The organism is Microbacterium sp. 2MCAF23, assembly GCF_052115565.1.
GTDB lineage: Bacteria > Actinomycetota > Actinomycetes > Actinomycetales > Microbacteriaceae > Microbacterium.
Genome location: NZ_JBFRGY010000001.1, coordinates 284352 through 297606 on the forward strand (window position 1 = coordinate 284352; position 13255 = coordinate 297606).

General features: G+C 71.6%; 10 protein-coding genes. 5 read left to right on the forward strand and 5 right to left on the reverse strand.

Features of this window, described 5'->3' with window-relative positions:
• Nucleotide 1 precedes the first annotated feature (1 nt).
• The 3 genes from AB4078_RS01390 (at nt 2) to AB4078_RS01400 (ending at nt 3434) form a co-directional block, all read left to right on the forward strand.
• A complete protein-coding gene (locus AB4078_RS01390) occupies nt 2–1159 on the forward strand; it encodes an alcohol dehydrogenase catalytic domain-containing protein (protein WP_441975678.1) in 1158 nt (385 codons plus the stop codon).
• Nucleotides 1160–1300: 141 nt separating this feature from the next.
• On the forward strand, nt 1301–2233 hold the full coding sequence (locus tag AB4078_RS01395; protein WP_441975679.1) for an EamA family transporter: 933 nt from the start codon (nt 1301–1303) through the stop codon (nt 2231–2233).
• Between the two features lie 157 nt (nt 2234–2390).
• On the forward strand, nt 2391–3434 hold the full coding sequence (locus AB4078_RS01400; RefSeq protein ID WP_441975680.1) for an NAD(P)H-dependent flavin oxidoreductase: 1044 nt from the start codon (nt 2391–2393) through the stop codon (nt 3432–3434).
• A gap of 15 nt (nt 3435–3449) precedes the next feature.
• Here AB4078_RS01400 and purU read toward each other — a convergent pair whose 3' ends face one another.
• The 3 genes from purU to AB4078_RS01415 all read right to left on the reverse strand — a co-directional run bounded on the left by purU (nt 3450) and on the right by AB4078_RS01415 (nt 8098).
• Nucleotides 3450–4313, reverse strand: coding sequence for a formyltetrahydrofolate deformylase (gene purU / locus AB4078_RS01405; protein WP_440734918.1), 864 nt, complete (start codon nt 4311–4313; stop codon nt 3450–3452).
• A 177-nt stretch (nt 4314–4490) separates the two neighbouring features.
• On the reverse strand, nt 4491–6887 hold the full coding sequence (locus AB4078_RS01410) for a discoidin domain-containing protein (protein ID WP_441975681.1): 2397 nt from the start codon (nt 6885–6887) through the stop codon (nt 4491–4493).
• Nucleotides 6888–7069: 182 nt separating this feature from the next.
• Nucleotides 7070–8098 carry a LacI family DNA-binding transcriptional regulator gene (locus tag AB4078_RS01415; RefSeq protein ID WP_440734920.1) on the reverse strand — a complete coding sequence of 343 codons (1029 nt, stop codon included), beginning with the start codon at nt 8096–8098 and terminating at the stop codon, nt 7070–7072.
• A 119-nt stretch (nt 8099–8217) separates the two neighbouring features.
• Here AB4078_RS01415 and AB4078_RS01420 point away from each other — a divergent pair, with 119 nt between their 5' ends.
• Nucleotides 8218–8703 carry a glutaminase gene (locus AB4078_RS01420; protein ID WP_441975682.1) on the forward strand — a complete coding sequence of 162 codons (486 nt, stop codon included), beginning with the start codon at nt 8218–8220 and terminating at the stop codon, nt 8701–8703.
• A 100-nt stretch (nt 8704–8803) separates the two neighbouring features.
• Here AB4078_RS01420 and AB4078_RS01425 read toward each other — a convergent pair whose 3' ends face one another.
• Entirely contained in the window at nt 8804–9532 is a 729-nt protein-coding gene (locus AB4078_RS01425; RefSeq protein WP_441975683.1) for a glutamine amidotransferase-related protein, read from the reverse strand.
• A 118-nt stretch (nt 9533–9650) separates the two neighbouring features.
• Here AB4078_RS01425 and AB4078_RS01430 point away from each other — a divergent pair, with 118 nt between their 5' ends.
• Complete coding sequence (locus tag AB4078_RS01430; RefSeq protein WP_441975684.1) at nt 9651–12203, forward strand: ATP-dependent Clp protease ATP-binding subunit; 2553 nt, start codon at nt 9651–9653, stop codon at nt 12201–12203.
• 151 nt (nt 12204–12354) lie between these two features.
• Here the strand turns inward: AB4078_RS01430 and AB4078_RS01435 are convergent, their stop codons facing one another.
• Nucleotides 12355–13134, reverse strand: coding sequence for a LysR family substrate-binding domain-containing protein (locus tag AB4078_RS01435; protein WP_441975685.1), 780 nt, complete (start codon nt 13132–13134; stop codon nt 12355–12357).
• Nucleotides 13135–13255 lie beyond the last annotated feature (121 nt).

Consider the following 13255-nt stretch of genomic DNA (forward strand, 5'->3'; position numbering starts at 1 on the left):
CATGCGTGCGGCGCTGGTCCGCCCCGCCGAAGAGGTGCATCGGCACGACGTACCGCTGCGCCCTGCCGCCGTCGCGATGGCCTGGCTCGGCGTCGGCCTCCCGCATGAGGCGCTCGCCGTGCCCGGCGTCGCCCTGGCCCCGCACGATGTGCTGGTCGCGGTGGAGATGTCGACCATCTGCGGATCTGACCTCCACACCGTGCAGGGGCGCCGCCATGCGCCGACGCCCCTCGTGCTCGGGCACGAGAGCGTCGGCCGCATCATCGCGATCGGTGACGAGGGCGCACGCGCGGTCGACGGCGGGGAACTGCACGTCGGCGATCGCGTGGTCTGGTCGGTGACCGTCTCGTGCGGGCACTGCGACCGCTGCCTCGCGGGGGTCGCGCAGAAGTGCCGCCATCTCGCGAAGTACGGGCACGCGCGCATCGAACCGCGCTGGGAGCTCACCGGCGGCTTCGCCGGGCACGTGCACCTGCGCGCGGGCACCGGGATCGTGCGCGTGCCGGAGGCGCTGCCGGCCGCCGCGCTCGCACCGGTCTCGTGCGCCACGGCGACCGCCTGGGCGGGCGTCGCGCGCGGGGCTGCGCTGCGCGGACGCCGGCTGCCGGATCCGTCCCCCACCGCGGGGGAGGACGCGGAGGTGCTCGCGTGCGAGCGGGTGCTGGTGCTCGGTGCGGGCATGGTCGGGCTGACCGCGGCGGTGATCGCCGCGGAGCTGGGCGGCCGCGTGCAGATCGCGGATCCGGATCCGGCTCGGCGCGCGTTCGCCGAGCGGTTCGCGCTCACTGCGCTCGCCCCGGACGATGTCACGGAGGAAGGGTTCGATCTGGTGATCGAGGCTTCGGGGCACGCCGTGGGGGCGGCGCTGGACGCCGTCGATGTGGGAGGCGCCGTGGTGCTGCTGGGCAGCGTCTTCCCCGCGGACCCGGTGCCGCTCGACGCCGAGCGCATCGTCCGTGGGCTCGTGACGGTGGCGGGGGTGCACAACTACACCGGTGCCGAGCTGCATGCCGCGGCTGCGTTCATGGCGGGCCGCGGGCGCGCGCACCCGTTCGCCGACGCCGTGGGGGTCGTGCATCCGCTTGCCGCGGTGGACACCGCCCTGGTGCAGGCCGCTGCGCCGGGGGCGCCGCTGCGGGTCGGGCTCACTCCGCGTTGAGAGCCGGCTCGCTGCGCCGCTCCCGGTTGCGGGCGGGCGATCGCGGGCGGCGTGACGGGCGACTCGGCGGGTGCGGCGGGTGCGGCGGGTGCGGCGGGTGCGGCGGCGTGGTGCGGGCCCGGACCGTGCCAGGCTTGAGAGGTGAACTCCCCGGAACCGCGGCAGCAGCCTGCGCTCGGCGTGCTGCTGGTCGTCGGATCCTGCCTCTCCCTGCCGTTCGGCGCGGCTGTCGCCACGACCATCTTCCCCGCCCTCGGATCCTGGGGTGTCACCGGCCTGCGCGTGCTCATCGCCGCGGTCGTGGTGTGGATCATCGCGCGCCCGCGCCTGGGCCGGTGGAACCGCGCGCAATGGACTGCCGCAGTCCTGTTCGGCGTCTCGATCGCCGCCATGAACGGCACCTACTACGCCGCGATCGACCGCATCCCGCTCGGGCCCGCGGTCGCGATCGAGTTCCTCGGCCCGCTCGTGCTGGCCGCCCTTCTCACGCGCCGCCTGGCCGACGCGATCTGGGTGGGGATCGCCCTGGTCGGCATGGCGCTGCTCGGGGTCGACGGGCTCACCGGCGCGGAGGCGCTGGACCCCTGGGGCGTGCTGTTCGCCCTGATCGCGGCGGGGTTCTGGATCATGTACATCCGGATGAGCACCCGCGTCGGCGCGCTCACCACAGGGACCGAGGGGCTGGCGGTCGCGCTCGCCGTGGCCGCCGTACTGCTGCTGCCGATCGGCGTGCCGGCTGCCGTCACCGCGGTCGGCGATCCGCGGGTGCTGGGCCTCGCCGCGCTCACCGCGCTGCTGGCGTCGGTCATCCCGTACATCCTCGAGCTGGCGGCCCTGCGCCGGCTGCCGCAGCGAGTGTTCGGGATCCTGCTCAGCCTGGAGCCGGTCTTCGCGACGATCGCCGGGCTGCTCGTGCTCGGCCAGCAGGCGTCGCCGCTGCGGCTCGCCGCGATCGCGCTGGTCGTGGTCGCGAGCATCGGGGTCACGGCGGGTGCGCGGCGTCGTCGCGGCGCCGGACCCGACGAGGAGCCGCCGTCGCCGCTGACCGGATCCATCTCGGTGGTGCCGGACTGAACCGACCCGTCGGCGACGATCGCCGCCGTCCGCTCGCTGGTCGCAGAATGCGGTTCTGGCGGCCGGATGACCGCACTTCGCGACCAGTGAGCGGAGGGGAAGCCGCCGTGCCGTCACACTCGCCGAGGCGCCCACGGCCAGGCGTAGCCTCGGGAGCATGACCTCCCTGACCGACGTCCTCGGCATCCGCACGCCCATCCTGCTCGGGCCGTTCGGCGGGCTCAGCTCGATCCCGCTCGTCGCGGCGGTCAGCGCCGCGGGAGGCCTCGGAGCGTACGGGCTGTACGGCTACGACAGCGAGCGGATCCGCACGACCATCGCGGGGATCAGGGCGGCCACCCGCCGGCCGTTCGCGGTGAACATCTGGCTGCCCCGGGGCGACGAGGTCGAGCCCGGTGCCGAGCACGACGACTATGCGGCGGCGCTCGCTCCGTTCTTCGCCGAGGTCGGCGTCGAGGTTCCGGCCCGTCCCGAGGCGTATCTGCCCTCGCTCGACGAGCAGCTCGGCGCGATCCTCGAGACGGCCCCCGCCGTGCTCAGCGTCGTGTTCGGCGTGCCCTCGGCGTCGCTCGTCGACGACGCGCACGGCCGCGGGATCCGCGTCGTCGGCACCGCGACCACGGTCGCCGAGGCGCGCGCCCTCGCCGAGGTCGGGGTGGACGCGATCGTCGCCACGGGCGCCGAGGCCGGGGGACACCGGGTGTCGTTCCTGCGGCCGGCCGAGGAATCGCTGGTCGGGCTGTTCTCGCTGCTGCCGCAGGTCGTCGACGCGGTCGACGTGCCCGTGATCGCCGCCGGCGGGATCTCGGATCGGCGCGGTGTCGCCGCCGCCTTCGCGCTCGGCGCACAGGGCGTGCAGGTCGGCACCGCCTTCCTCGGCACGGCGGAGTCGGCCGCGAACGAGGCGCATCGGGCGGCGATCCGGGCGACGCCCGCGGAGGGCACCATGCTCACCCGCGCGATGAGCGGCCGGCTCGCCCGTGGCGCACGCAACAGGGTGGTCGCCGAGATCGAGGCCGCCGGATCGATCGCCCCGTTCCCGGCGCAGAACTGGATCACCGGCCGCTTCCGCACCGCTGCCGGGCAGCAGAACAACGGAGAGCTGCAGTCGCTGTGGATGGGGCAGTCGGCGTCGCTGGCCCGTTATGAGACCGCCGCGGAGGCGTTCGCCGAACTGGCTGCAGGGGTGCCGAGCGTCTGAACGGGGCGTCCGGCCTCAGAGGATGACGGTCGAGCGGCCGTGCACGATGACACGATCGTCGGCGTGCCACTGCACGGCGCGCGCGAGCACCAGGCGCTCCACATCGGCGCCGCGGGCCTGCAGCTCGGCGGCCGAATCGGCGTGGGTCACGCGGGTGACGTCCTGCTCGATGATCGGCCCCTCGTCGAGGTCGGCCGTGGCGTAGTGCGCGGTGGCGCCGATGAGCTTCACACCGCGATCCTTGGCGCGCGCGTAGGGGTTCGCCCCGATGAACGCCGGCAGGAACGAGTGATGGATGTTGATCACCGGGGCGCCGAGGCTCCCGATGAAGTCGTCGGTGAGGATCTGCATGTAGCGCGCGAGCACGACCAGATCCACGTTGCCCTGCAGCAGCTCGAGCTGGCGCCGCTCCATCTCGGCCTTGCCCTCGGCGCCCGAACCGGAAGGGATGTGCACGAACGGCACGCCGAACGAGCGCACCGATTCGGCCAGATCCGGATGGTTGGAGACGACCATGGTGACGTCGATGTCGAGCTGGCCGCGCTGCGTGCGCCAGAGCAGCTCCATGAGGCAGTGGTCGTACTTGGACACGAAGATCGCGACGCGCTTGCGCTTGGAGGCGTCGTGCAGCGACCACTCCATGCCGAAGCGCTCGGCGACCGCAGCCAGGTCCGCCTCGAGCGCCGGGCGTGCGGCGGCGAGCCCGTCGCGGTGGATCACGGTGCGCTGGAAGAAGCGTCCGCCGGCCGCGTCTGTCGAGTGCTGATCCAGGGAGATGATGTTCGCCTCATGCGCGGCGAGCACTCCGGCGACGGCGGCGACGATTCCGGGCTGGTCGTCGCACGCGATGAGCAGTCGTGCGGTATCGGGCTGCGCCATGGCGTCGTCTCCTTGCAAGCGGGTGTGCGTCGATTCTGCCGCGCCCCGGGGCGCGAGGCGAATCGTGCCCGCCCTTCGCGTGCCGAGTGCCGGGGCGGATCCGCAGACGCAGAGGGGGCCCGAGCGCATGGCCCGGGCCCCCTCCGTCGAGGATCCTTCGTCAGAGCACCTCGCTGATCAGTTCCCGCCGCCGAACTCGGCCAGGCTCAGCGTCTGGTCTCCGGGGCGGGTGAACAGGCCGGCCTGCCCGGCGCTCGAGGCTCCGTGCGACGCCGGCTTGTCCCAGGTGCGGCCCGGGGTCGTCGCCGCGGCGGAGGTGTCGATGCCCAGCACGAGCCCCGAGTAGCGGTTCACGAGCCGGACGGATCTGGTCGCCTCTCCGCTGGTCGGATCGGTGCTCGGCACGACGAACCACTGCTGCCCGACGCCGGCCGCCGCCTTGTCGGTGAGCGTCAGCTCGGCGCCCCATGCGCGACCGGCGGTCGAGGAGGCATCGACGCCCAGGAGCGATCCTGCCTGCGTCGCGATCGTGTATGCGCCGTCGCCGGTCGCCGTGAAGGTCCAGGCGCCGTTCTTGCGGTTCACGGATCCGGCCGTCGTCACCTTCTTTCCGTTGCCGGACGCGGAGAGCTTGCGCCCGTCCGCGTTGGCGATCGTGTACGCCTTCGTCGTGTCGACCGCGGACACGGGCGAGACGGAGGGGCCGGCGTCGATCGTGACGTTGGCGAGCTGCGCGTAGGCATCGCCCATGCACCCGAACGAGCAGTACGACCGGAAGGACTTGCCCACGATCGCCGAGCTCGTCTTGTTGGCAGGATCCACGAACCATCGGTACCAGGAGGCCGTGGTGTACGCGGATCCGGTGTCGCCGAGGCGGAACCACTTCTGCGTCGCCAGATTCTTGGTGGCGTAGAACTCCTGCGGTGCGTTGCCCGACTGGTCGGGGTTCTGTGGCTGTCCGATGTACAGCCCGAGGTAGGCGTCGTAGGTGATGTCCATCACGAACAGCGGCGAGGTCGGGGGCATCTGCCCCTTCTTGATCTGCTGCTGCGCGGTGCCGGGCGTGTTCGGGTCGTACTCCTCGTCGACCGGGGTGTAGCCGGTCTCGGTGTCGTCGGCGACGGGGACCATGTTGCTCTCCTTGCCGGAGATGCCGGGCTCCGTCCAAGCGCCGTCGTACCACTTCTGCCAGGTGCCGGTGGCCATCTTCCCGGAGATCGGGGCGCGGGCGACGTGCTCGTAGAACGCCACCCAGCCGCCGGTCTTGTTCACGACGCGGGAACCGTAGAACGCGTAGAAGTATCCGGAGGCGTGGTCGACGTAGAGGCGGGGATCGCCGTCGCCGTAGTAGTAGGTCTGCTGCGGGAACGCGGCGGTGTCGCCACGGGTCGTGCTGTACGGCGAGGTGATCGCGTGACCGGGGATGGTCCAGGTCTTGCCCTGGTCGGTCGAGACGGCGTAGTCGATCGCGTCGTAGTGCAGTCCGTCGCCGAAGGGCTTGGGGGTGAACTCGTTGTGCACGAGGCCGTACCAGTCGCCCGAGTCGGGGTCGACCCACATCTGGGTGATGTCGCAGTAGTTCGGCTGCGTGTAGCTGGATCCGGCCGGCGCCTTGGTCGACTCCACGCCGGTCGGGCTGGCGTTGCAGAAGTCCGTGGTGTCCGGGTTGGTGCCCGCGGCGTTGAGCGCGTCGTCCGGCTTCGCCGTGTCGAAGTTCGTGCCGGTGTACCAGTTCCACTGGCGGATGTCGCCATTGCTGCCGTCGGGCTCGTTGTAGTAGTTCGCGTGCGACTCGCCGAAGTGGAACGTGCCGTCGGCATCGATGAACGGGCTGGCCGGGGTGTCGTCGGGGTACTGCCACGTGCGGTCGTCGACGGAGTCGGTGGTGACCGTGGCGGCAGCGGGCTTGGGGGTGGGAGTCGGCGTCGGGGTTGGGGTCGGCGTGACGATCGGGTCGGTCGTGTAGACGACGATCTCGGAGGCCGAGGCGTTGTTCGAGCCGTTCACGGCGTCGAGGATCCGGAACTCGACGTAGCGCGCGGAGACCGGCTGGGCGAACGCCACGTACTGGATCTGCGTATTGCTGGTCGGCTGCGAGAACGTCGCCGCGCCGGCGAGCGTCCATCCGCTGCTCTTCCCGTCCTTCGCGACCGCGGCGTCGTTCGTGGTGAGCACCTGCACGTTCTTCGCCGGACCGTTGCCCTGCACCTTGACCGAGTACCCGAGGCCGGTGAGGGGGTGCTCCGCGCCGATGTCGAACGTGAGGTAGTGCGGCATCGGATCCGGTGTGCCGCCGTTGTAGTTCGACGCCCACTGGGTCGAGTAGTCGCCGTCGAACGCGCCCTTCGCGGTGCCGTCGAGAGAGGGCGGCGCGGGGTAGGGCGCGGATTCGGAATCGACGTCGAGCAGGGTGTAGCCCACATCGGGGATCGCGGCGCCGGCAGGAGGTGCGGTGTCGGCGTGCGCCGAGGAGACGGCGCCGAGGCTCAGCGTCGTCGCGGCGATCGCGAGTGCGGCCGCACCGGCGAGGAGGCCTCGCGAGGTGCGGGGGAGGGACAGGATCTGTGGGGGCATCGGTCTTCCTTGCTGCGTCGTCGAGGCGGGGAGAACATCGGCCACGGTACCTGCAAGTTATCGCTAACATCAAGGATATTCCGAGAATTGCGCCGCAGCTTGGTCGTAACGAGATAGCGCAAACATCACCGCGTGCGCCGTGTCGGCTGCGCGCAGGGTGCGGACGCGGCCGCGGTGCGCGGTCAGTGACGAGGAGCCTGGGTCGAGCTGCGCACGACGAGGCGAGGCGTGATCGACTCCACCGGCGGTACCGCGCCCGGGTGCGAGATCGCGTGCAGCAGGTGCTCCACGGCGATGCGGCCGACCTCGCCGAACGGCTGCGCGACCGTGGTGAGCGCGGGGGAGCAGAACTCGGCGAGCGGGATGTCGTCGACACCCACGATCGACACGTCGTCAGGGATCGACCGGCCCAGCTCGGCGAAGGCGCGGGCGAGGCCGAACGCCATTTCGTCGCTCGACACGAACACCGCGGTGGCCTCGGGGATGCGTGCGAGGATCCGGCCCGCGCGATGGCCCGACTCCGGGGACCAGTCCCCGTCGATCTCGGGCGGTGCCTCCCGGCCGGCATCGGCGAGCGCCTCACGCCAGCCCTGGGTGCGGCTCGAGGCATCCAGCCACTGCTGCGGACCCGCGACGTGCCAGACGGTCTCGTGGCCGAGATCCAGCAGGTGGCGGGTCGCGATCCGTCCCACCTCGCGCTGGTCGACGGCCACCACCTGGGTCGACGCCGTGCGCGAACCGTCGATCGTGATCGTCGGCAGCGTGCGCGTCAGCTCGTCGATCGCGCGCGTGGTCGAGATCAGCGGCACCGCGAGCACGATGCCCTCGACGCCCTGGTCGGCGAGACGCGACATGGCGCGCTCGATCTCGCCCGCATCGAGGGAGGGCGTCGTGACGGAGTTCACGATGTAGCCGGCCTCGGACGCGGTGGTCTCGATGCCGACCGCCACCGCTGTGCGCGAGTAGAAGCCCGTGCGCAGCGATACGACGCCGATCGCCCTGCTCCGCCCGGACGACAGTGCGCGGGCGGCGTTGTTGCGGCGGTAGCCGAGCTGCTCGACCGCCGCGAGCACCTTCGCCCTGGTCTCGGGCTGCACGCTCGGGTTGCCGCTCAGCGTGCGGGACACGGTCTGCGCCGAGACCCCGGCCAGGCGCGCGACGTCGGCCATTCCCGGGATGCGGCGGGGATCCGGCGTCGCTGCGGTCGTCATGGGGTCCGATCGTGGGTGGGCGCGGGCGGTCGTCCCGGCACACGTGCATGATATCGATCACATGCGCGGAGGTGTGCGACGCGGGACGGTGGTCGCCGCACGGGCATAGCCTTGAGCGCGTGATCTCCTCCGAACCGGACGCCCCGCTCGGCGCGCTCCTGGATGACGCGCGCACCGCTCTCTCCGGCGTGCCGCAGGAGGCGCTCGGGCGCGAGAAGACCGGGCGGTGGCGGGCGCCGCGCATCGTGCGGGTCGGATCCGCCTGGCACGTCGGCGTGCTGCTCATCGCCGGTGATGCCGTGTACGCCACGGCCGAGGTGCTGCGCGCCGCAGCCCCGGTGCGTCGGGGCTATGCGGCCGAGTCGGCACGAGCCAGGGCGGAGCGCCGGGCGGAGGCCTCCCGCGGTGGCTTCGACGACGGCGAGACCGTGCACGTGGGCTGGACGCCGATCGACCTGGACGCCGTGGCGGCCGGGGGATCCTCCGGCCCGCTCGCGCTGGTGGACGGCGTGCCGTCGGTGCGGTGGTCCGCGGCCGGTTCCCTCATGCCGCTCTCCGCCTACCTCGACGACCGCATCGCCCTCCTCCGTTCCGCCTCCCTTTAGACCGCGAGACTCCATCTCCGCGACGAGACTGCGCTGATTTGGTGCAGTCTCGTCGCCCAGTTGCAGTCTCGCGGTCAGAGGTCAGAAAGTGGCGGCGGCGTCAGCGGGCCAGTGCGCGCTCGCCGAAGCGGTGCAGGATCCGCGCCGGCTCGGTGACGACGGATTCGAGCACGGCCTCCTGCACGGTGTGGAAGGCGTCCGGATCGAAGTAGCCGGTGGTGCGGTAGAAGACCATCCGATCGGCGAAGTCGCGCGGCGACGGCTCGGGATGGAACTGCGTGGCGTACAGGTCCGCACCCACGCGGTACGCCTGCACGGGGCAGGTGTCGTTGCCGGCGAGCAGCACCGCGCCCGATGGCACGGCGACAGCGCTCTCCTTGTGCGCGGTGAAGGCGTGGAACACAGGCCCGGCAGGACCGAACAGCGGATCCGCGACGGCGTCGGCCGTGGTGCGGATCTCGGCCGCGGTCGCCTCCTCGGGGTTGTCCATGCCGACTTCTCCGCCGAGGAGGCGCGTGATCACGCCGATTCCGAAGCAGGTGAAGAACGCGGTGGTGGCGCCGTCGATCGCGCGCTCCGCGATGCGCTCCAGGTCCGATTCGACCCGCCGCTGGGTCTCGGACTTGCGAACGTCGGTGACGTTGAACGGAGAGCCGCCGATCACGAAGCCGGCGTAGCGGTCGAAGACGTCCTCGGGCAGGGCGGTGGTGGTGAGGTCGATGCGGTCCAGTGCGTCAGCATCGACGCCGAGGGCGACACGGAACGACGCGCGCTCCGCCGTCGCCGCATCCAGCTCAGGGCGCACGCCGACATACAGGAGCGAGGCCATCCCTGGATTCTAGGCGAGCGGCGGAGGCCGTCGAGGTCCGGATGCAACGGACGGGAATATGAAGGAAGGAGTCGCGTTGAACTTGACAGCACAACGCTCAAGTTTGAGAGGAAGCGAAATGCCCAACGATTTCACCGACGCGGGTTCGGGCTCGTTCGACGAGTTCCTCGCCCGCTACCTGGCCGGTGAGCAGGCCCGGCAGACCCGGTCCATCGACCTCAGCCGGTTCCTGACCGTGCGCACCCAGCGCATCCTGCAGCGCGCCGGCCGCTTCGCGCTCGAGCGCGGCCAGACCGAGCTCGACGCCCTGCACGTCCTGCGCACCATCGTCGAGGACGACGCCGTCGACCAGGCGATCCGCAACATCGGGGTGACCCCGCAGGCCATCGTCGACGACGTCGACACCCGCCTGCCCGCCCCTGGCGACGCCTCTGACATCGACGCCGCGACGATCACCCCGAGCGCCAGCCGCGCGCTGTTCCACGCCTACCAGGTGGCGCGCTCATCGGGTGCGACCTACATCGAGCCGGAGCACGTCTTCTTCGCGCTCGTGCTCGGACAGGACGCCCCCGCGGGCCAGATCCTCGCGCGTGCCGGCGTCACCGCCGAAGCGCTCACCCAGAGCCTGCGCGAGCCCGTGACCGCGGGCGCCGCGCCAGAGGCCGAGAACACCCAGTCGGCGTCCGAGACCCCGATGCTCGACCGGTTCGGGCTCGACCTCACCGCCCGTGCCCGCTCCGGCGAGCTCGATCCGGTGATCGGCCGGGCCTCGGAGATCGAGCAGACGATCGAGATCCTCAGCCGGCGCACCAAGAACAACCCGGTGCTGATCGGCGAGGCGGGCGTCGGCAAGACCGCGATCGTCGAGGGCCTTGCCCGCGCGATCGTCGACGGCGCCGTGCCCGCGCAGCTCAAGGACCGTCGCGTCGTGGCGCTCGACCTGCCCGCGATGCTCGCCGGCACCCGCTACCGCGGCGACTTCGAGGAGCGTCTCACCCAGACCATGGACGAGATCGCCGCGCACAAGGGCGAGATCATCGTCTTCATCGACGAGGTGCACACCGTCGTCGGTGCGGGCGGATCCGGAGAAGGCGGCGGCATGGACGCCGGCAACATCCTGAAGCCGCGCCTCGCGCGGGGGGACCTGCACCTGGTCGGCGCGACCACGCTCGCCGAGTACCGCCGGATCGAGAAGGATCCGGCCCTCGAACGCCGGTTCCAGCCGGTGAAGGTCGCCGAGCCCTCGATCGAGGACGCCGTGCGGATCCTGGAAGGCCTCAAGCCCGCCTACGAGCAGCATCACGCCGTCACCTACACCGACGACGCGATCCGTGCCGCCGTCGAGCTGAGCGCGCGGTACCTGCCCGACCGGGTACTGCCGGACAAGGCGATCGACCTCATCGACCAGGCGGGCGCCCGTTTGCGCCTCCGCCTGGGCGTCGTGACCGATGTGGCGGCGCTGTTCGCCGAGCTGGCCGACCTCGAAGCGCGCAAGAACGCCGCGGTCGGCGCCGAGCACTACGAGGAGGCCTCGCGGATCCGCGACGAGATCGCCGCGGTCCAGGCGCGGATCGACGACGCCGGCAGCACCGCGCGCCTTGTCGACGCCGAGCCCGCTGTCGTCGGCGAGGCCGAGATCGCCGCAGTGATCGCGCGCGCCACAGGGATCCCGGTCAGCCGGGTCTCCGAGAGCGAGCGGGAGCGTCTGGCGGACCTCGAGGCCGACCTGCACGCCCGCGTGATCGGGCAGGACGACGCGGTCGCCGCCGTGGCACGGGCCGTGCGCCGCAGCCGTACCGGCATGGGCGACGCGCGTCGGCCGGTCGGATCCTTCCTGTTCCTCGGCCCCACCGGTGTCGGCAAGACCGAGCTGGCCAAGGCGCTCGCCGACCGTCTGTTCGACGACGAGACCGCCGTGATCCGCTTCGATATGAGCGAGTTCGGCGAGCGGCACACGGTGTCGCGGCTCGTCGGCGCCCCTCCGGGATACGTCGGCTACGACGAGGCGGGGCAGCTCACCGAGCGCGTGCGGCGCAACCCCTACGCGATCGTGCTGTTCGACGAGATCGAGAAGGCGCACCCCGACGTGTTCAACCTGCTGCTGCAGGTGCTCGATGACGGTCGCCTGACCGACGGCCAGGGGCGCACGATCGACTTCCGCAACACGGTGATCGTGATGACCTCGAACATCGGATCCGAGTTCCTCGCGTCGCGCTCCGGTGCGCTCGGGTTCGTGGCCTCGCAGGACGGATCCGCGAACGGATTCGCCTCGCAGGAGGATCTGCGCGCCCGGGTGATGGGCAAGCTCCGCGAGGCCATGCGGCCGGAGTTCCTGAACCGCATCGACGAGATCGTGCTGTTCCAGAAGCTCAGCCGGGAGGAGCTGGGTCGCATCGTGCGGCTCCTGCTGCAGGCGACGTCTCGCCGCCTTGCCGGCCGCGACGTGACGCTGGACGTCACCGACGCGGCCGTGGCCTGGCTCGGCGAGCACGGCTACGAGCCCGAGTACGGTGCGCGGCCGCTGCGCCGCCTGATCCAGCGCGAGGTGGACGACCGCATCGCGGACCTGTTCGTCTCGGGCGAGCTGGGTGACGGCGGCCGTGTGGTCGTGGACGCGACGGGCGACGTGCTGCAGGTCACCGCGACCGCGGAGCTGGCGCAGGCGGCCTGACCGCAACGGTCGTTGAGCGAGGACGGCGAAGCCGACCGAGACGAAACGCGGTGCTCTTTCGAGGGCGCCGCGTTTCGTCTCGCGGAGACCCGCACTGAGCGAGCGCAGCGAGTCGAAGTGTCGCTCGACGGCCCTAGGACTGGCCGCTGAGTCAGCGGGACGAGTTGGCGCGGCGGCCGCGCACAACCCCCACGAACGCCTCGATGTCGGGCGTGGTGGCGTCGGACGGCCAGGCCAGCAGCACCTGGGAGACGGGAGCGTCCCGCAGGATCCGGTATTCGACGTCCTTGCGGTGATGCAGGCGCGCGAGCGACATCGGCGCGACCAGGATCCCGACGCCCGAGGCGACGGTCTCGACGGCGTCCGCCACGGTGTCCAGCGGGGGGATCCGCGACGGGACAGTCGGCAAGTCGAGGTCGCCCAGCACGTCTTCACGTGTGGCGAGCAGCGTCTCGCCCTCCAGCTCTGCGGGGGAGAGCTCTTCGGCGGCGAGGAGATGCGACTCGGCCGAGGCGATGACCACGGGGAGCTCCTCGTAGAGGGGGATCGCGTGCATGCCGTCCTTGTCGAACGGGGCGCGCACGAGCGCGAGGTCGACGACGCCGTCGGTCAGCGCTGAGCGCTGCGCGTCGAACGCGACCGGCACGAGCTCGAGGGTCACGAGCGGCATCCGCTCGTGCCAGGTGTCGATCCAGCGTCCCGGGGTGGCACCGGGGACCGCGCCGAGGCGCAGCGTGCGGGGCTCCTCCGCGATCGGGGCCGGAGCGTCGAAGACGACCTTCTCCGCCTTCTTGCCGCGAGACGCGGACTTGCCGGATCCTTTGCCCGCGCTCTTGCCCTTACCGGCCGGACCTGCGGCCGTACTGCGGGCGCCGCCCTTGGCGGAGCGCACCGCGGGCTTGCGTCCGCCGGATGCGCCTCGCTTGCTCATGCGTTCAGCGTACCGGCGGGTGCGCGACGATCTCGGCGGGATCGCGACCACAGTCCCGCAGCGACACGCGCGAAGTGCGTGCGCGGGAATAGATCCGCCTCGTTCGCGGTTGCAGATGTAT

Excerpts from the sequence above, each read along its gene's own strand:
- AB4078_RS01435 (WP_441975685.1), bottom strand. The coding sequence starts at position 13,134 with ATGAGCAAGCGAGGCGCATCCGGCGGACGCAAGCCCGCGGTGCGCTCC.
- AB4078_RS01425 (WP_441975683.1), bottom strand. The coding sequence starts at position 9,532 with ATGGCCTCGCTCCTGTATGTCGGCGTGCGCCCTGAGCTGGATGCGGCG.
- AB4078_RS01390 (WP_441975678.1), top strand. The coding sequence starts at position 2 with ATGCGTGCGGCGCTGGTCCGCCCCGCCGAAGAGGTGCATCGGCACGAC.
- purU (WP_440734918.1), bottom strand. The coding sequence starts at position 4,313 with ATGGCGCAGCCCGATACCGCACGACTGCTCATCGCGTGCGACGACCAG.
- AB4078_RS01430 (WP_441975684.1), top strand. The coding sequence starts at position 9,651 with ATGCCCAACGATTTCACCGACGCGGGTTCGGGCTCGTTCGACGAGTTC.
- AB4078_RS01415 (WP_440734920.1), bottom strand. The coding sequence starts at position 8,098 with ATGACGACCGCAGCGACGCCGGATCCCCGCCGCATCCCGGGAATGGCC.
- AB4078_RS01400 (WP_441975680.1), top strand. The coding sequence starts at position 2,391 with ATGACCTCCCTGACCGACGTCCTCGGCATCCGCACGCCCATCCTGCTC.
- AB4078_RS01410 (WP_441975681.1), bottom strand. The coding sequence starts at position 6,887 with ATGCCCCCACAGATCCTGTCCCTCCCCCGCACCTCGCGAGGCCTCCTC.